The organism is Agromyces sp. Root1464, assembly GCF_001427265.1.
Taxonomy (GTDB): Bacteria; Actinomycetota; Actinomycetes; order Actinomycetales; family Microbacteriaceae; genus Agromyces; species Agromyces fucosus.
The window spans coordinates 1,258,773-1,276,373 of sequence record NZ_LMFU01000002.1; the positions used below are offsets into that span (position 1 = coordinate 1,258,773).

At 70.0% G+C, this 17,601-nt stretch carries 14 protein-coding genes; 4 read left to right on the top strand and 10 right to left on the bottom strand.

Features of this window, described 5'->3' with window-relative positions; genetic code table 11:
• Positions 1-117: 117 nt before the first annotated feature.
• The 4 genes from rlmB to ASD23_RS11505 all read right to left on the bottom strand — a co-directional run bounded on the left by rlmB (position 118) and on the right by ASD23_RS11505 (position 4,382).
• Positions 118-1,143, bottom strand: a complete 1,026-nt coding sequence (gene rlmB / locus ASD23_RS11490; RefSeq protein ID WP_056010438.1) for a 23S rRNA (guanosine(2251)-2'-O)-methyltransferase RlmB — start codon at positions 1,141-1,143, stop codon at positions 118-120.
• Complete coding sequence (gene cysS, locus ASD23_RS11495; RefSeq protein WP_056010443.1) at positions 1,140-2,564, bottom strand: cysteine--tRNA ligase; 1,425 nt, start codon at positions 2,562-2,564, stop codon at positions 1,140-1,142. Before cysS ends, rlmB begins: the two co-directional genes overlap by 4 nt.
• A gap of 43 nt (positions 2,565-2,607) precedes the next feature.
• Positions 2,608-3,798, bottom strand: coding sequence for a 2-C-methyl-D-erythritol 4-phosphate cytidylyltransferase (ispD, locus tag ASD23_RS11500; RefSeq protein ID WP_056010445.1), 1,191 nt, complete (start codon positions 3,796-3,798; stop codon positions 2,608-2,610).
• A 101-nt stretch (positions 3,799-3,899) separates the two neighbouring features.
• The gene (locus ASD23_RS11505) at positions 3,900-4,382 is read right to left on the bottom strand and encodes a CarD family transcriptional regulator (protein ID WP_022889889.1); all 483 of its coding nucleotides are present in this window, start codon (positions 4,380-4,382) and stop codon (positions 3,900-3,902) included.
• 156 nt (positions 4,383-4,538) lie between these two features.
• Here ASD23_RS11505 and ASD23_RS11510 point away from each other — a divergent pair, with 156 nt between their 5' ends.
• Positions 4,539-5,021 (top strand): hypothetical protein, encoded by a 483-nt coding sequence (locus ASD23_RS11510; protein ID WP_056010448.1) that lies wholly within the window; start codon positions 4,539-4,541, stop codon positions 5,019-5,021.
• Positions 5,022-5,119: 98 nt separating this feature from the next.
• Here the strand turns inward: ASD23_RS11510 and ASD23_RS11515 are convergent, their stop codons facing one another.
• Together ASD23_RS11515 and ASD23_RS11520 are read right to left on the bottom strand one after the other, a co-directional pair.
• Positions 5,120-5,800, bottom strand: a complete 681-nt coding sequence (locus ASD23_RS11515) for a response regulator transcription factor (RefSeq protein WP_056010451.1) — start codon at positions 5,798-5,800, stop codon at positions 5,120-5,122.
• The gene (locus tag ASD23_RS11520) at positions 5,797-6,984 is read right to left on the bottom strand and encodes a sensor histidine kinase (RefSeq protein WP_056010453.1); all 1,188 of its coding nucleotides are present in this window, start codon (positions 6,982-6,984) and stop codon (positions 5,797-5,799) included. Before ASD23_RS11520 ends, ASD23_RS11515 begins: the two co-directional genes overlap by 4 nt.
• Before the next feature lie 184 nt (positions 6,985-7,168).
• Between ASD23_RS11520 and phoU the strand changes: the two genes are divergently transcribed.
• Positions 7,169-7,828 carry a phosphate signaling complex protein PhoU gene (gene phoU, locus ASD23_RS11525; protein ID WP_056010456.1) on the top strand — a complete coding sequence of 220 codons (660 nt, stop codon included), beginning with the start codon at positions 7,169-7,171 and terminating at the stop codon, positions 7,826-7,828.
• A 158-nt stretch (positions 7,829-7,986) separates the two neighbouring features.
• Here phoU and ASD23_RS11530 read toward each other — a convergent pair whose 3' ends face one another.
• Positions 7,987-8,733 (bottom strand): phosphoglyceromutase, encoded by a 747-nt coding sequence (locus ASD23_RS11530; protein WP_056010460.1) that lies wholly within the window; start codon positions 8,731-8,733, stop codon positions 7,987-7,989.
• A 211-nt stretch (positions 8,734-8,944) separates the two neighbouring features.
• Here ASD23_RS11530 and ASD23_RS11535 point away from each other — a divergent pair, with 211 nt between their 5' ends.
• Positions 8,945-14,503: a ThuA domain-containing protein gene (locus ASD23_RS11535; protein WP_162248742.1), complete on the top strand. Its 5,559-nt coding sequence runs from the start codon at positions 8,945-8,947 to the stop codon at positions 14,501-14,503.
• A 103-nt stretch (positions 14,504-14,606) separates the two neighbouring features.
• Positions 14,607-15,212, top strand: a complete 606-nt coding sequence (locus ASD23_RS11540; protein WP_056010468.1) for a hypothetical protein — start codon at positions 14,607-14,609, stop codon at positions 15,210-15,212.
• Between the two features lie 109 nt (positions 15,213-15,321).
• On the opposite strand, the gene ygfZ is transcribed toward ASD23_RS11540, so the two are convergent.
• From ygfZ to ASD23_RS11555, 3 genes are all read right to left on the bottom strand, one after another.
• Positions 15,322-16,482 (bottom strand): CAF17-like 4Fe-4S cluster assembly/insertion protein YgfZ, encoded by a 1,161-nt coding sequence (gene ygfZ, locus ASD23_RS11545; protein WP_056010473.1) that lies wholly within the window; start codon positions 16,480-16,482, stop codon positions 15,322-15,324.
• Between the two features lie 3 nt (positions 16,483-16,485).
• Positions 16,486-17,094: an FABP family protein gene (locus ASD23_RS11550; RefSeq protein WP_056010476.1), complete on the bottom strand. Its 609-nt coding sequence runs from the start codon at positions 17,092-17,094 to the stop codon at positions 16,486-16,488.
• 152 nt (positions 17,095-17,246) lie between these two features.
• Positions 17,247-17,558, bottom strand: a complete 312-nt coding sequence (locus ASD23_RS11555; protein ID WP_056010479.1) for a hypothetical protein — start codon at positions 17,556-17,558, stop codon at positions 17,247-17,249.
• Positions 17,559-17,601: the final 43 nt, after the last annotated feature.

Here is a 17,601-nt window from a genome sequence, read left to right on the forward strand (position 1 = left end):
GGCATCCGCTCGCCGCGATGACCGGCGAGGGCACAACGTCACCTGCCGGGCGGCGGGACCTGCGCGCCCCGAATCGCCGACGAGCGACTGCTCGCCGGCGAACCGGCTCGGCTCGGCTCAGCCGTCGGCGCGGAGCTTCGAGATCTCGTAGAGCGTGACGGAGGCCGCGATGCCCGCGTTGAGCGACTCGGTCGACGCCGAGATCGGGATCGAGACGATCGCGTCGCAGGTCTCGGCGACGAGCCGCGAGAGTCCCTTGCCCTCGCTGCCGACGACGATGACGATCGGACGGTCGGCCCAGCTGAGGCCGGGGAGCGACACGTCGCCGCCTCCGTCGAGGCCGAGCACGAAGACGCCGCGCTCCTTGAGCGCCTTGAGGGTCTGCGTGAGGTTCGGGGCCATCGCGACGGGCACACGCGCGGCGGCCCCCGCCGAGGTCTTCCACGCCGCGGCGTTCACGCCGACCGAGCGGCGCTGGGGCACGATGACGCCCTGTCCGCCGAACGCGCCCGTCGAACGCAGGATGGCGCCGAGGTTGCGGGGGTCGGTGATGCCGTCGAGCGCGACGAAGAGCGGCGTCTCATCGCGGGCGAGCACCTCGTCGAGCAGCTCGATCGGGTGCGAGTACTCGTAGGGCGGCACCTTGAGCGCGAGCCCCTGGTGCACGCCGCCCTCGCCGGCGAGCCGGTCGAGTTCGGGGCGCATGACCTCGAGGATCGGGATGCCGCGGCCCGTGGCGACCTTCATCGCCTCGCGCACGCGGTCGTCCATCTCGACGCGCGCGGCGACGTAGAGCGTCGTCGCGGGGATGCGGGCGCGCAGCGCCTCGACGACCGAGTTACGACCGGTCACGATCTCCGACTCGTCGCCCGTCTTCGCGCGTCGGGCTGCACCCGACGCACCGCGCGGGGCGCCGGCGCGCTGGCCCGATCCCTGTCCGGCGACGCGCTTGCCGCCGCCGGTCGCCGCGTAGCGCTCCTGCGCCGCCTTCTTCTTGCCTGCGGGGTGCCAGGCGCGGTCTTCGGCCTTCGGCGTCGGGCCCTTGCCCTCGAGGGCCTGGCGGCCCTGGCCGCCCGAGCCGACCTGCTTGTTCTTCGCCTTCCGCACGGCTCCGGCGCGCGACTTTCCGCTGCTGCCCTTCATAGTCCCAAGCTCCAATGCGTTCCGGTAGAACTGTCTTCGATGGTGATGCCCGCGGCCGAGAGTTCGGCGCGGATTCGGTCTGCGGCAGCGTAGTCCCTCGACTCGCGCGCAGCCTGTCGGTCTTCGATGAGGCGAGTGACGAGTGCATCGAGCGCGGATGCCGCCGGGCCCGAGTCGGCCGTCGCCCAGTGGGGGTCGCGGGGGTCGATGCCGAGCACCTCGACCATCGCCGCGACCTGGCCGTGCGCCACGGCTGCGTCGTGCAGCTCCTCGGCGTCGAGCGCCTGGTTTCCGGCGCGCACGGTGTCGTGCAGAACTGCGAGCGCCTGCGGCACGCCGAGGTCGTCGTCCATCGCCGCGGCGAACGCGTCGGGGAGGACCGGGGCGCCGACGCCCGCGAAGCGGGTGCCGGCGAGGCGCCGTTCGACCCGTGAGAGGAATCCGCGGATGCGGTCGACGGCCGCCTCGGCCTCGGCGAGGGAGCCGGGCGCGTAGTCGAGCGTCGAGCGGTAGTGGGCCGCACCGAGGAGGTAGCGCACGGCGAGCGGCGAGGCGAGCTCGAACAGCTCGGCGGCGTACACGGAGTTGCCGAGCGACTTCGACATCTTCTGCCCGCCGATGTTCACGAGGCCGTTGTGAACCCAGTACCGCGCGAAGGGGTCGCCCGCGGCCGCGGACTGGGCGAGCTCGTTCTCGTGGTGCGGGAAGCGCAGGTCGAGCCCGCCGCCGTGGATGTCGAACTCGGAGCCGAGGTAGCGCGTGACCATCGCCGAGCACTCGATGTGCCAACCGGGTCGCCCATCGCCCCACGGCGACTTCCATGACGCCGACTCGGGCTCCTCGGGCTTGCGGCCCTTCCAGAGCGCGAAGTCGCGCGGGTCGCGCTTGCCGCGCGGGTCCGCGTCGGCCGCGGCCTCCATCTTGTCGCGCTGCTGCCGCGTGAGCTCGCCGTACGCCGGCCAGCTCGCGGTGTCGAAGTACACGTCGCCCGAGGCATCCGGAGCGGCGTAGGCGTGACCGCGCTCGATGAGTCGGGCGATGAGCTCGACCATCTGCTGCACGCTCGCCGTGGCCCGCGGCTCGTAGGTCGGCGCCATGATGCCGAGCGAGGAATACGCGGCGGTGAACTCGAGCTCGACGCGGTAGGCGAGCGCCCACCACGGCTCGTCGGTGCCGTTGTCGGTGGCCGCGTTCAGGATCTTGTCGTCGATGTCGGTGACGTTGCGCACGAACACGACGTCGTTGCCGCTCGCGGCGAACCATCGGCGCATGATGTCGTAGACGAGGGCGCTGCGCAGGTGCCCGATGTGAGGGCTCGACTGCACGGTGGGACCGCAGACGTACATGCCGACGCGCCCCTCGCGCAGGGGCGCGAAGTCGCGCAGGGCCTGAGCCTTCGAGTCGTAGAGTCGCACGGTCACCCGCCAAGCCTACCGGCCGGGCGTGTCAGCCCCCTGCGCGGGCTCAGCTGCGCGGGAACAGCATGGCGGTCGCGATCGCGCCGACGCCCTCTCCACGGCCGGTGAAGCCGAGCGCGTCGCTCGTCGTCGCGGCGACGCTCACCGGCGCTGCGAGCACGCCGGAGAGCAGCGCCTCGGCCTCGGCCCGGCGCGGCGCGAGCTTCGGCCGGTTGCCGACGATCTGCACCGAGACGTTCCCGACCCGCCATCCGGCCGCCTCGACGAGTCGCCGCGTCTCGGCGAGGAACACCTCGCCATGAGCTCCGGCGAAGCGCGCGTCGGCGGTGCCGAACACCTGGCCGACGTCGCCGAGCCCGGCCGCGGCGAGCAGGGCGTCGCAGATCGCATGCGCGGCGGCGTCGCCGTCGGAGTGCCCGGAGAGTCCGCGCTCGCCCGGCCATTCGAGACCCGCGAGCCAGAGCGGCGTCGTCGCATCGTCGGCGAAGGCGTGCACGTCGGTGCCGGTGCCGACCCGCGGCCCGGCTGGGGCGGATGCCGCGGGGCCGGCGGACTCCGCGACGAGCTGCTCCGCCCGGTGCAGGTCGGCGGGCACGGTGATCTTGAAGGCGCGCACGTCGCCGGGCACGGTGTCGACGACGAGCCCGGCGGATGCCACGAGCGCCGCGTCGTCCGTGAAGTCGCCCTGCACCGTGGCGTAGGCGTGGGCGAGCGAAGCCCGAGGGAACCCCTGCGGGGTCTGCACCGCCCGGAGTTCGGAGCGGTCGACGGTCTCGAGCACGTGACCGTCGTCGGAGACCCGCTTCACGGTGTCGACGACGGCGAGCGCCGGCACGATGCCGCGCCTCCGCGCGCGCACCGCCCCGACGACCTCGTCGAAGAGCAGTGCCGGCGCGAGTGCGCGGGCGGCGTCGTGCACGAGCACGGTGTCGACGTCGGCCGGGAGCACGGCGAGGCCCGCCGCGACGGACTCCTGTCGCGACTCGCCGCCTGCGACGACGTCGATCGACGTCGAGGACGCCTCGGCGACCGCCGCGAACCCGGCCAGCGTCGACTCGACGCGCTCCGACGGCACGACGAGCACGAGCCGCGGCGTCTCGCGCATGCCGAGCACGGAATCGACGGCGATCGACAGCACCGTGCCCGAGCCGAGCGGCACGAACGCCTTGGGCTCGGCGTGCCCGAGCCGGGTGCCGCTGCCCGCGGCGACGATGATGACGGCGATCGCTGAACTCACGGTTCGAGCGTAGTCGGGCCGCGCGAGCGCCGCCCGGCTCCGAGCTCCCGGAAACGACGAACGGCGGGTGCATGGGCACCCGCCGTTCGTGAAGACTCCCGCTAGGAGGCGAGGACCTCGTCGAGCACGGTCGAAGCCGCCTCTTCGTCGGTCTTCTCTGCGAGCGCGAGCTCGGAGATGAGAATCTGACGAGCCTTGGCGAGCATTCGCTTCTCGCCTGCAGAGAGCCCGCGGTCCTGATCGCGGCGCCACAGGTCGCGCACGACCTCCGAGACCTTGATCACGTCACCCGATGCGAGCTTCTCGAGGTTCGCCTTGTAGCGACGCGACCAGTTGGTCGGTTCCTCGGTGAAGGGGGCGCGCAGCACCTCGAAGACCTTGTCGAGGCCCTCTTTGCCGATGACGTCGCGAACGCCGACCAGGTCGACGTTCTCAGCAGGAACCTCGATGACGAGGTCGCCCTGCGTGACGTTCAGCTTGAGGTAGAGCTTCTCTTCACCCTTGATGATGCGTTTCTTGACCTCGGTGATCGTTGCGGCACCGTGGTGGGGGTAAACGACGGTTTCGCCAACCTCAAAAAGCATGAATAGATGTCCTTTCGGCAACTATCAGGATATCACATTCGGGATCATGCTAAGGTTCCGCCCCCTCCAAGGGCAGCCGCTGCTCGTACGATATGCTCGGTGCGATCCATTCGCGCCCGGGCCTCCGCTCGTGCGCACCACGCTCTTGGAGGTTCTGTGAAGGCGCGTCTCGCGGCATCCGCTGCTCTGGCCCTCGGCATCGCGCTCGGCGCGAGCGGCTGCTCGATGGTCACCTACCAGGCGACGACCGAGCACTACGACGCCAGCGACGGCGTCTCGGTCGACGTCGGCGACCTCGACCTCCGCAACGTCCTCGTCGTCTCCGACGACGGCGTCGACGGCACGCTCGTCATGACGGTCGTCAACAACGGCACCGAAGACGTGTCGCTCGACGTGCAGTTCGGCGAGGGCGGCAGCGAAGCGCAGACCATCGAGGTCGAGGCCGGCTCCGAGATCGCCTTCGGCGTCGACGACGTCGAGGGCACCGATGAGGTCGAGCCGATCGTCCTCGAGGGCATCGACACCATTCCCGGCGCGTTCCTGCCCATGTTCTTCGAGTACTCCGGCGCCGAGGGCGTCGAGAAGCTCATCCCGGTGCTCGACGGCCGGCTCCCCGAGTACGAGAACCTCGTTCCGTAGCCTCGGCGCATCGACGTCGAACGGGTGGGATGCTTCGGCACCCCACCCGTTTCGCGTGTCCGGCGTTCGACCTGCCGGCGCGTTCGGCGCAGTTCCGGTCAGGCCTCGAAGCGGTACCCGAGGCCGCGCACGGTCACGAGCTGAACCGGTTCCGACGGCTGCTGCTCGATCTTCGAGCGGATGCGCTTGATGTGCACGTCGAGGGTCTTCGTGTCGCCGAAGTAGTCGGAGCCCCAGACCCGGTCGATCAGTTGGCCGCGCGTGAGCACCCGGCCGGGGTTGCGCATGAGGAGCTCGAGCAGCTCGAATTCCTTCAGCGGCATGGGCACGGGCTCGCCGTCGACCTCGACGGTGTGCCGGTCGACGTCCATCCGCACGCGGCCGCCCTCGATCACGGCTTCGTCGAAGTCCTCGATCTCGATGCGCCGACGGAGCACGGCCCGAATCCGCGCGAGCAGCTCGCGCGTCGAGTACGGCTTCGTGACGTAGTCGTCGGCCCCGAGCTCGAGGCCAACGACGATGTCGATCTCGGAGTCCTTGGCGGTCAGCATGATGATCGGCACCGTCGAGCGGCTGCGGATCTCGCGGCACACCTCGGTGCCCGGCAGGCCCGGCAGCATGAGGTCGAGCAGCACGAGGTCGGCGCCGGATCGGTCGAAGGCCTCGACGGCCGACGGGCCGTCGGCGGCGACCTCCACCTCGTAGCCCTCGCGTTCGAGCAGGAAGCTCAGCGGGTCGCTCAGGGCGATCTCGTCTTCGACGAGCAGGATGCGGGTCACGTACGGTCTCCTCGTTCACTGGGATCGGTTGCTCGACCATCGTCGGAACCGTGTTCGATCGCGGCCTCGGCCCGCGGCAGTCGGATCATGAAGGTCGAACCGCGACCGGGCTGCGACCACACGCGCACGTCGCCGCCGTGGTTCTGCACGGTGTGCTTGACGATGCTGAGGCCGAGCCCCGAGCCGCCCGTGTTGCGCGAGCGCGCCTGGTCGACGCGGTAGAACCGCTCGAACACCCGCTCGAGCTCGTCGGCATCGATGCCGATGCCCTGGTCGGTGACGGCGATCTCGACGACGTCGCCGTCGACCTTCGCGCCGACGCCGACCCGGCCGCCGGGATTCGAGTAGGCGATCGCGTTGGCGATGAGATTGTGGACCGCGACGATGAGGAGCGCCTGGTCGCCGTAGACCTCGGCCTTCGTCGACGCGCGCACCGCGACCTCGACCTGCTTGCCACCGGCGACCACCCGGTTCTGGTCGACGGCGGCCGCGATGACCTTGTCGACGCGCACGAGCCGGTCCGGCCGGAGGGCGTCGCGTGCCTGGAGGCGCGAGAGCTCGATCACCTCGCTCGTGATGTGCGCGAGGCGGGTGGCTTCGACCGAGAGCCGGCCGGCGAAGCGGCGGACCTGCTCGGGCTCGTCGGCCGCCTGGTCGAGCGCCTCGGCGAGCAGGCTCACCGACGCGATCGGCGTCTTCAGTTCGTGGCTGATGTTGGCGACGAAGTCGCGTCGCACCTCGTCGAGCCGGTGCGCCTCGGTGCGGTCCTCGGCGAGGAGCAGCACGAACCGCGTGCCGAGCCTCGCGACCCGCACGTGCAGACGCAGCGTCGAGTCGCCGAACGGGCCGCGGGCGAGCGTCACCTCGTCGACGAGGGGCTCGCCGCCACGGCGAACGGATGCCGCGAGCTCCAGCAGTTCGGGATGCACGAGCGACTGCTGCCGCACGAGGCCCATCGCGAGCGCGCCGGGCGAGGCCCGCAGCACGTTGTTCGACGGGTCGAGCACGACTCCCGCGGACTCCAGCACGTCGAGCACCTGGTCGACCCCGTCGGGGATCGTCGGAGCGACGACCTTCGCCGCGCTCGATCCGCGGCGTTCGGCCATGTGCAGCACGACCATGAACGCGGCGCCGAGGAAGATGCCGAAGGCCAGCGCGGTGAGCACCGACCAGGTGGAGTCCATGGCTCAACACTAACCAGCCGTCGGCGGCCGATTCGCCGTTGGCCGCCTGTGCGGCGGTACGTTAACGACTATTCAGAATCCCGGCACCTGTTGTTCATCTTCCGCCGGGAGGATGTCCCGAGGGCCGGAATGCCCGGGCACGTCCGCGCCCGGCACGGGCCAGAACAGACAAGGATCCGAAGACATGCGTGAGGTGTTCCAGCAGGAACTGCGCGAGGTGCAGGAAGGGCTCGTCGGGCTCGCCGGGCTCGTCGCCGACTCGATCGACAAGGCGACGCGGGCGTTCAACGAGTCCGACGTGAGCCTGGCCGAGGAGGTGATCGCCGACGACGACCACATCGACCAGCAGACGGTCGCGCTCGACGAACTCGCGATCACGATCCTCGCGCGCCAGCAGCCCGTGGCTCGAGACCTGCGCATCGTCGTGAGCGCGTTGCGCATCAGCGCCTCGCTCGAGCGGATGGGCGACATGTCGACCCACATCGCGCAGCTTGCCCGGTACCGCTTCCCCGACAAGGTCGTGCCGAAGTCGCTTCGGCCCACGTTCGCCGAGATGGGCCGGCTCGACGTCGAGATCGCCCGCCGGCTCGTGGAACTCCTTCGCACCGAAGACGTGCTCCTCGCCGAGGAGATCCGGAACGAGGACGACAAGATCGACGCCCTGCACCTGCAGGTGTTCGACAAGGTGCTCGGGGAGACGTGGAAGGGCGAGGCCGTCGACACCGTCGACGCGACCCTCGCGAGCCGCTACCACGAGCGCTTCGCCGACCACGCCGTCTCGATCGCGAAGAAGGTGCAGTACCTCGCCACCGGCGACTGGGACCCCGAGAAGTCGGCGCTCTGAGCGCCGGACCACTCGTTTCGCGTCGGACCCCCGATATCCACGGTCCTGTGCGACACGAGTGGTCCCGATCGTCGCCGTGACGGCGGCAGGCACCGAGCACGCGAGAAGGCCCGGCGGATGCGACATCCGCCGGGCCTTCGCGTTCGTGGGAGCCTGGGCTACTTCTTGCCCTGCGCCGCCACTGCGGCCGCACCGGCGGCTGCCGCCTCGGGGTCGAGGTACTCGCCCGGGCCGAGCGGCATGAAGTCGTCGCCGAGCCGGTAGACGAGCGGGATGCCCGTCGGGATGTTGAGCTCGGCGATCTCGTCGTCGCTGATGCCGTCGAGGTGCTTGACGAGGGCGCGCAGGGAGTTGCCGTGCGCGGTCACGAGCACCGTCTTGCCGGCCGCGAGGTCGGGCACGATGCCCTCCTGCCAGTACGGCAGCATGCGCGCGATGACGTCTTTCAGGCACTCGGTGCGGGGCAGCTCGGCATCGTCGAGGTTCGCGTATCGCGGGTCTCCGACCTGCGAGTACTCGGCGTCGTCGGCGAGCACCGGCGGCGGCACGTCGAAGGAGCGGCGCCAGAGCTGGAACTGCTCGGGGCCGTACTTCTCGAGCGTCTCGGCCTTGTCGAGGCCCTGCAGGGCGCCGTAGTGGCGCTCGTTGAGGCGCCACGAGCGGCGCACGTCGATCCACGCGCGGTCGGCGACGTCGAGGGCGATGTTCGCCGTCTGGATGGCCCGGGTCAGCACCGAGGTGTGCAGCACGTCGGGCAGGAGATTCGACTCGGCGAGCAGCTCGCCGGCGCGGGCGGCCTCGGCGGTGCCGAGTTCGCTGAGCCGCACGTCGACCCAACCGGTGAACAGGTTCTTCTGATTCCATTCGCTGTTGCCGTGGCGAAGCAGCACGAGGGTGTGAGGCATGCGAACAGCCTACCGGCGAGGCATCCGTCGCCCTGAATATTTCTGCGCTGGCCTGCGCAGGATTCCCCTGTCGACAGAACAGGATTCGGCAGAACCCGGCGCAACTTTTGCTTGACGCTCGCCAGAAGTCCCCCTAGGTTCGGGATCGGACGTGCAACGCCGCTCGACCGATCGAGCGCGGTCCAGCCATTCGGAACCAATGGAGGTCTCAATGCTCACCCAGCTCCGCACGGACGCGAAACGGCTGGTCGCCGTATTACTCGCGTCTGTTCTCACCGTCGGGGTGGTGGTCGGGGTCGCAGCTCCGGCCCAGGCCCACGACGGGACCCAGATCCTGATCTTCACCAAGACGACGCAGTACCGTCACACGGACGCGATCGACAAGGGAACCCCGCTCATCACCGCGGCACTCGAGGCAGAGGGCATGGAGGTGACGCACACCGAGGACTCGACGATCTTCAACGACACCGATCTGCCGCACTTCGACGCGATCGTCATGTTCCAGACGTCGGGCGACCCGTGGAACGCCGACCAGAAGGCCGCGCTCGAGCGGTACCAGCAGGGCGGCGGCGGCATCGTGGCGATCCACAACGCCACCGACATGCGCGGCAACTACCCCTGGTGGGACGAGCTCGTCGGCTCGCTCATGCCGGGGCACGCCGCCACCGGCTCCGACCCGGGCCAGCCCGGCACCGTGCGTATCGAGGACGACACGCACCCCTCCACCGAGCACTTCGAAGAGACCCGCTGGGACCGCGGCGACGAGTGGTACAACTTCTCGAACAACGTCCGCGGCACCGCGCACGTGCTCGCGTCGATGGACGAGACGAGCTACGACGCCGGCGGTAACGCCATGGGCTACGACCACCCGATCTCCTGGTGCAAGCCCTACGACGGCGGTCGCACCTGGACGACGGCCATGGGCCACTACGGATCGCACTACTCCGAGCCGAAGTTCATGCAGCACATCGTCGGCGGCGTGAAGTACGCGGCGGGCCTCGAAGAGGGCGACTGCGGCGGCACCGTCTGGGACAGCTTCGAGAAGGTCTCGCTCGACCAGAACACCTCCGCGCCCTTCGCGATGGACATCGCCGAAGACGGCCGCGTCTTCTACACCGAACTCGTCCGCGGGCAGATCCGCGTCTGGGACCCGGCGACGAACGCGGTCACGACGGCCCTCGAGCTCGACGTGTACTCCGGCGGCGAGGACGGCCTCCTCGGCATCGCGCTCGACAACGACTTCACCGAGAACGGGCGGATCTACGTCTACCGCTCCCCCGATGCAGCCGACAACTCCGACCCGTCGAGCTTCCTGAGCCGCATCTCGCGCTTCACGATGGTCAACGGCGTGATCGACCCGGCCTCGGAAGAGCTCATCATCGAGGTGCCGGCACGTCGCCTGCCCGATGAGCCCGGCCACACCGGCGGCGGTCTCGACTTCGACGCGGCGGGCAACCTGTACCTCGGCGTCGGCGACGACGTGAACCCCCACTCGGAGCCCTCGGGCGGCTACGCGCCGCTGTCGGCCCGCCCTGGCACGTTCCACGACGCCCGCGAGACCTCGGCGAACACCAACGACCTGCGAGGCAAGCTGCTCCGCATCACGCCGAACCCCGACGGTCCCGGATACACCGTCCCCGAGGGCAACCTCTTCCCCGAGGCGAACGACACGGCCGGCAAGACGCTGCCCGAGATCTACGCCATGGGCTTCCGCAACCCGTTCCGCTTCTCGATCGACCAGACGACGGGCGCCATCAGCCTCGCCGACTACTCGCCCGACAACGGCACCGACGCACCCACCACGCGTGGACCGGCCGGCATCGCGGAGTGGAACTACATCACGAGCCCCGGCAACTACGGCTGGCCGCTCTGCATGGGCAACAACGAGCCGTTCCGGAACGTCGACTACACGACGAGCCCGGTCACGGTCGGCGACTTCTTCGACTGCGCCGCACCCGTCAACGACTCGCCGCGCAACACCGGCCTGACCGAACTGCCGGCGGCACGCGCTGCCGACATGTGGTACGGCTACAAGCGTTCGTCGGTCCCCGGGATCATCCCCCAGGGCGGCGGCCTCGCCCCCATGGGCGGACCGGTCTACAACTTCGACGCCGACCTCGAGTCGGACACGAAGTTCCCGGCCTCGTACGACGGCAAGCCCTTCTTCTACGAGTGGGCTCGCAACAAGATGTACTCGATCCAGCTGGCCGACGGCGCGACCGGCGGCGGCAACGCCGTCGAGAAGGTCAACGCCTTCCTGCCGCAGGAGCAGTTCCTCGCGCCGATCGACTCGCGGTTCGGCCCCGACGGCTCGCTCTACGTGCTCGACTGGGGCGGCGGCTTCGGCCGTGACAACCCCAACTCGGGGCTGCACCGCATCGACTACATCTCGGGCTCGCGTTCACCGATCGCCAAGGCCACGAGTGATGTCGACTCTGGTCCCGCGCCCCTCACGGTGACGTTCGACGGCACCTCTTCGTCGGACCCCGAGAACGCGGAGCTCGCGTACGCCTGGGACTTCGACGGCGACGGCACCGACGACGCGTCGACGGCCACGGCGACGCACACGTACGAGACCGAAGGCGTCTTCGACGCGCGACTGACCGTCACCGACCCCGACGGCAAGTCCGCGACGACGACCGTGCCGATCACGGTGGGCAACACCCGACCGGACGTCTCGTTCACCCTTCCCCCGAACGGCGCGTTCTTCGACTTCGGAGACGACCTCTCGTGGGATGTCACGGTGACGGATCCCGAGGACGGCACGGTGAACGGTGACGACGTCATCATCCAGCCCGCGCTCGGACACGACGAGCACGCGCACCCCACGACCCCGCTGAGCGGGTTCACGGGCACCACGGAGACGACGCTCGGCGGCCACGCGGCCGACGAGAACATCTTCTTCGCCCTCGACGCCCGCTACACGGATGGCGGCGGTGAGGCCGGCGCCAACCCGCTGACCGGATCCGAGACGACGCTCGTCTTCCCGAAGCGGAAGCAGGCGGAGTTCTTCGACAGCGCGAACGCCATGACGACGGCACCCAGCCGGGATGTCGAAGGCATCGAGAGCGACCGCGTTATCGTCGGCGGCGACGGCGCGTGGGCGCACTTCGACCCGGTGAACTTCTACCGGGTCGACGACCTCGCGCTGCGCGTCTCGGCCGTCTCGGCCGGAACGAGCATCGAGCTGCGGAGCGGGGCCGCCGACGGCGAGCTCCTCTCCACCGTCGAAGTGCCGGCGACCGGTTCGACCCGGTTCACCGACGTGCTCGTCGATGTGAGCGCGTTCCCCGATGAGACGCTGGACCTCTACGTCGTCTTCCGCGGCGGCGAGATCAAGCTCAACTTCCTCGAGGCGATCGGCCAGGGCGCTTCGCCCGAAGCCTCGCCGACGGTCGCCATCACCGCGCCCGAGCAGGATGTCGAGCTCGAGCCCGGGCAGGATGTCTCGGTCGAGGCCGACGCCGCGGGTGACGTGGAGCAGGTCGAGTTCTTCGTCGATGGCACCTCCATCGGCGTCGACGAGACAGCACCGTACGCCGCCGAGTGGGCTGCACCGGAGGAGGGCCTTTACAAGCTCACCGCCGTCGCGACCAACACGGCCGGCAAGTCCACCACGTCTCGCGTCGTGCAGGCGCAGGTCGGCGAGCTCTTCGGGGACCTCGTCCCCTTCACGAACGTCGACGGCACCTTCGAGCGGATCGGCGACGGCCGCTTCCGCATCACGGGCGCCGGCGACGACACGTGGCAGGGCATCGACGAGTACTCGACGCTCTACGCACCCGCCGGCGGCGATGAGGACTGGGAGGCGGTCGTCAAGGTCGATGCCCAGCAGAACACGAACGGCGCCGCCAAGGCGGGCCTCATCGTGCGCAACGACATCACGCTGCCGGGCACGTCGCCCGGCTACGCGATGGTCGGCATCCGGCCGAGCGGCGGCATCGAGTTCCTCGCCGACCCCGACGGGAACGGACAGCTCAACACCTCGGTTCAGGGCGGCACCACGAGCTACCCCACCTGGGTGAAGCTGAAGCGGAGCGGCGCGGACTACACGGCGTACTTCTCCAAGAACGGCACCGCCTGGACCCAGGTCGGAGGCGTGGTCAACCTGACCGGTGCCGCCACCACGCAGGACGTGGGCATGTTCACGGTCTCGCACGCCACGGGTGCCGGCACGGTCGACTTCGCGGACTTCGCGATCGACACCGATGTCGAGGGCCCTCAGCCCACCGAGCCGCTCGAGCCGCTGATGTGTGCAGCAGCCCCGCTCTCCGACGAGTTCGACGCACCGGCGCTCTCGCCGTTCTGGTCGATCCGCGAGGACAGCGCGAAGCCGATCACGCAGAGCGGCGGGACGCTCAACCTCCCGGTCACCAACGGCGACATCAACGAGGCCTCGACCGGCCCCGTGAGCTTCGCCGGCAAGCCGCTGCCCGCCGGCGCGTGGGAGGCGACGACGAAGATCACGCTGCCGCACAACTCGCACTGGCAGTGGGCCGGGCTCGTGGTGCACCAGAGCGATAACGAGTACAACAAGCTCGCCTTCGTTCGCGCCCAGAACGGCACCCGGATGGTGGAGTTCCAGAGCGAGACGGCTGGTGCCCGCACCACGCCGGCAGCCCCCGCCCTGCCCTCCGGGTTCCCGACCACGATCCAGCTGAAGCTCACGAGCAACGGCACGGTACTGACTGGTGCCTACTCGGCAGACGGTCAGACGTGGAGCGCCCTCACCGGCCAGCTGCAGCTCAAGCAGAACGCGAAGATCGGCATCATGGCCGGCGGCGACCTCGGCACGACGCCCGTCACGGCGAAGGTGGACTGGTTCCGCTTCAGCCCCGAGCCCGCTGCCGGAGAGCCTGTCGCACCCAGCGACGAGTTCGACGGCGCCGCGCTCGACGGCTGCCGCTGGTCGGAGAGCGTGCGGTACGACTCCAACCACGCCGCGGTCGCGGACGGTCACCTGAAGATCACGACGCAGGTGGGCGACATCAACGGGAACAACCCGCTGTCGCCGCGGAACTTCATCCTCACCAAGGCGCCCGAGGGCGACTGGGTGGCGACGACGAAGTTCAAGGCGCCGTTGCAGCACCGCTACCAGCTGGCCGGACTGATGATGTGGGCCGATGACGACAACTACGTCAAGGCCGACATCGTCGCCTACAACGCCCCGGGTGCTGCACTCGACCTGCGGGCGGAGCTGGCGGCTGAGGCGAACGGCGCCGGATACGGCAGCCGCAACGTCAACATCGCCGACTCGACCGAGAGCGGGTACTGGTACGTCCGGGTCACGAAGACCGGCGACGTGTACTCCGCCGAGGTGAGCGACGGCGGAGTCAACTGGACCCCGCTCGGCGACACCGGGATCACCTTCGACAAGCCCCTGCGCGGACTCGGCCTCATGGCCATCGGCCCGCAGCAGGAGCAGCCCGTGGTGGTGGAGTTCGACTCCTTCCACCTCGAGACGGAGGCTCCGGAGCCCACGCTCGACGTGACGGCAGTGGCGAGCACGCGGTGCATCGCCGGCAAGGTGATCGTGTCGGTGAAGGCGACGAACAACGAGGCCGTGCCCGTGGCACTGACCTTCGAGTCGGCGTACGGCACCAAGTCGTTCACCGCCGTCGCCCCCGGCAAGAACGCCGTGCACTCGTTCACGACTCGTGCCGCGGACGTGCCGGCGGGAACGATCGCCGTCGAGGCGACCGCGACCGTCGACGGTGCGCCGGTGACGTTCTCGGTCGACGCCGGGTACGACGCCGCGAGCTGCAACTGATCACCGGGGCGGTGGCCCGTCGTCGCCGACGGGCCACCGCCCCCTTCCCCGGAAGACCACCACCCCCGCCCGGCCGAACCGGGAACATGCAAGGAGAATCCCCATGAGCAAGACAGCATTCGCCGCACGATGCACCGCGGTCACGATCGGCACCGCACTGCTGGTCGGCGTCGCCGGCATCGCGAGCGACCACGACGTCGCCGTGAACGTCGCGATCACCGAGATCGCCCAACCCGGCGTCCTCGCCATGACCGTGGCCGGCACCAGCACCGACCTCGTCGAAGACGGCTCCACCGCCACCGTGCGCCAGTTCACCGGCGCACTGCCCACCGTCACCGTCACCGACACCCGCGCCGCCGAGGACATCCCCGCCGACGCCGCCTGGTACGTGCTCGGCAGCTCCACCGACTTCACCGGCGACGCCGGACAGGCCCCGATCAGCGCCGGACACCTGGGCTGGACCCCCGACCTGCTCGACGGCGGCGAATCCGGACAGGTCTCCGAAGGCGACCAGGTCGACACCGTCCTCGACTCCGGCGCCAACGCCGTCGGCCTCGTCGACCAGGAACTGCTCGCCGCCGCCTGGAACTCCGGCGACATCGCCACCGAAGGACAGTGGACCGCCACCGCCAACCTCTTCCTCCGCACCCCCGCAACCGTCGCCGCCGGCGACTACACCGCCAACCTCACCCTCTCCCTCTTCGAGTAAGACGGGTTCGAAAGGGAGCACCAGCACTGCAGACGCCGAACGGGCGAGCACGGCGATCTCCGCCGGGCTCGCCCGTTCGGCGTTCGGCGTTCGGCGTTGCTCGCCGCGGTCAGCCCTTGTGCACGCCGAGTCGGGGCAGCCGCGGCACCTCGACGGCCGCCCCCGAATCGGCCGGCACGATCTCGACCTGCGCCGCAGCGACCTCGGTGCCGTGGCTCAGCACGATGAGCGGCAGGTCGGCCGGCACCGCGCGCTTCACGACCGCGAGCGCGACCGGGCCGAGCTCGTGGTGCATGACGGCGGTCGTGATGCGGCCGACGACCTTGCGCTCGGGCTCCTCGCCACCAGCGGGTTCGGGGCGCGCCTTCTCGCCGACGACCTCGTCGCCCGGCGCCGGCAGCACGGTGTCGCTGCCGTCGAGGTGGAGCAGTACGAGTCGACGAGGCGGCCGGCCGAGGTTCAGCACCTTGGCCACGGTCTCCTGGCCCTTGTAGCACCCCTTGCCGAGGTCGACCGCGCTGCGCAGCCAGTCGAGCTCATGCGGGATCGTGCGGTCGTCGACCTCGGTCGCCAGTCGCGGGCGCCAGGCGGCGACCCGCAGCGCCTCGGACGCCAGCGAGCCCGCTGCCTCGACGGAGCCGGCCCGAACGGCTGCGGCCGCTTCGGCGAGCGCGGCGCGCGGCACGATGCGCTCGATCCAGCGCCAGTCGGATGCCGGATGGCCGGTGTCGTGCGCGTACTGGTGCGAGCCGGGCCGCGGGTGCGCCCACGGGTCGACCCAGTCGAGCGCGACGCCCGCAGGGGCGAGAGCCGGAGCTGCAGCGTCGAGCGCTGCCGTCGACATGGCGCCGAGGACCGCGACGTCGCCGCTCGCGTCGGCGACCTCGACACGGAGCATGAAGCGCATGCGGTCGAGGAAGGCGGCCACGGCTGCAGCCTCGTCGCCTTCCACGATGAGCCAGGTCGTCTCGCCGTCGTCGATGACGTGCGCGGCGTGTTCGACCCGGCCGGAGGCGTCGAGCAGGAGTGCTTCGGTGCCCTCGCCCGGCTGCAGGCGCGCGAGGGCCTGGCTCGCCATGGAGTGCAGCCACGACAGCCGATCGGGACCGGCCACGGTCACGACCCCCCGGTTGGACAGGTCGACGATCGCGGCGCCGCGCTCGAGGTGGCGCTGTTCGATGATGGGGTTGCCGTAGTGACCCGCGACGCCGGTGTCGACGCCTTCCGCCGCGACGGCGCCGGGAAGTGCGAGGAACGGGGTGGTGGGCATGAGTCAGTCGACCTTCGCGAGACGTGCCGACGCGTGGGTGCGCAGGTCTTGGCCGAGGGCGGCGATGTCCCACGCCCAGAGCAGGTGTCCGTCGACGAGGCCGTAGAGACGCGTCGCCGCCGAGTAGTCCTTCGCGCCGCTGCCTCGCATGACGGCGTCGGTCGCGAGGTCGATGCGCGGTCCCTTGACCTGGCCGAGGTAGAGCTCGCTGACGCCGCCGGGGTGCACGAGCGACACCTCGACGTCGAACCCGCCGTCGGCGTTGCGGAGCCCCTCGACGGACTCGGCGTCGGCGTACCGCGGCTCGCCGCGCGCCGGCAGCATCGCCGGGCCCTGATCGCCCTCGCCGAGTTCGCGGGCGAGGCGCCAGTAGCCGGTCTCGGTGACGAGCGGAGTCGGCTCGCCTCCCTCGTCGTCGGGGAACAGCCAGGTGTACGAGGTGTAGTTCAGGTGCGGCAGGCCGTCGTGGCTGAAGCTGACGCGTTGACCGAACTCATGGGTCACCGACTCCTCGCCGACCGTGTAGTCGATGACGCCCGATCCCTCCCAGACGCCGAGCAGCCAGGAGAGCGGCACGAGCTCGGCCGGAAGGTCGACGGGCAGATCGATCATCGCCACGTCTTCACCTGCTAGCGCTGGCCCTTGAAGAGCTTGTAGACGACCACTCCGCTGATCCACGCGATCGCGAGGCTCGCGAGACCGAGCAGGCCGATGAAGAGGAGTTCGAGGGCGAGCAGCTCAGACATGCTTCGAGTGTATCCCGCTCACGACACCACGAGGGGCGCGACGACGAGAGCTGCGATCGCGACGATCGCCGCGGCGCCCGTGATGCTCCAGCTGACCCGCAACACGAACCCCTCTGGGCGTCGCGTCGCGAGCTGCACGATGAGGGCGCCGATGACGGATGCCGCGAGCACGATGCCGAGTGCACCGTAGACGCCGAGCCGCGACTCGTCCCCGAACCACGCCGCGGTTCCGGAGTAGGCCAGCGCCACGACCACGATCGCGCCGACGAGCGCGATCGCCCACACGACGGCGATTCCGAGCCATCCGCTGCTCGTGTCGGTCTGATCCAAAACGTCTCCCCATTCGTGTCGCGGAGCGCCGCTTCGCGTCCCG

What these genes read in the sequence shown, in the direction of transcription:
- ASD23_RS11530 (WP_056010460.1), bottom strand. Translation starts at nt 8,733, where the DNA reads ATGCCTCACACCCTCGTGCTGCTTCGCCACGGCAACAGCGAATGGAAT.
- ygfZ (WP_056010473.1), bottom strand. Translation starts at nt 16,482, where the DNA reads ATGCCCACCACCCCGTTCCTCGCACTTCCCGGCGCCGTCGCGGCGGAA.
- ASD23_RS11520 (WP_056010453.1), bottom strand. Translation starts at nt 6,984, where the DNA reads ATGGACTCCACCTGGTCGGTGCTCACCGCGCTGGCCTTCGGCATCTTC.
- ASD23_RS11540 (WP_056010468.1), top strand. Translation starts at nt 14,607, where the DNA reads ATGAGCAAGACAGCATTCGCCGCACGATGCACCGCGGTCACGATCGGC.
- ASD23_RS11550 (WP_056010476.1), bottom strand. Translation starts at nt 17,094, where the DNA reads ATGATCGATCTGCCCGTCGACCTTCCGGCCGAGCTCGTGCCGCTCTCC.
- ASD23_RS11535 (WP_162248742.1), top strand. Translation starts at nt 8,945, where the DNA reads ATGCTCACCCAGCTCCGCACGGACGCGAAACGGCTGGTCGCCGTATTA.
- ASD23_RS11505 (WP_022889889.1), bottom strand. Translation starts at nt 4,382, where the DNA reads ATGCTTTTTGAGGTTGGCGAAACCGTCGTTTACCCCCACCACGGTGCC.
- phoU (WP_056010456.1), top strand. Translation starts at nt 7,169, where the DNA reads ATGCGTGAGGTGTTCCAGCAGGAACTGCGCGAGGTGCAGGAAGGGCTC.
- rlmB (WP_056010438.1), bottom strand. Translation starts at nt 1,143, where the DNA reads ATGAAGGGCAGCAGCGGAAAGTCGCGCGCCGGAGCCGTGCGGAAGGCG.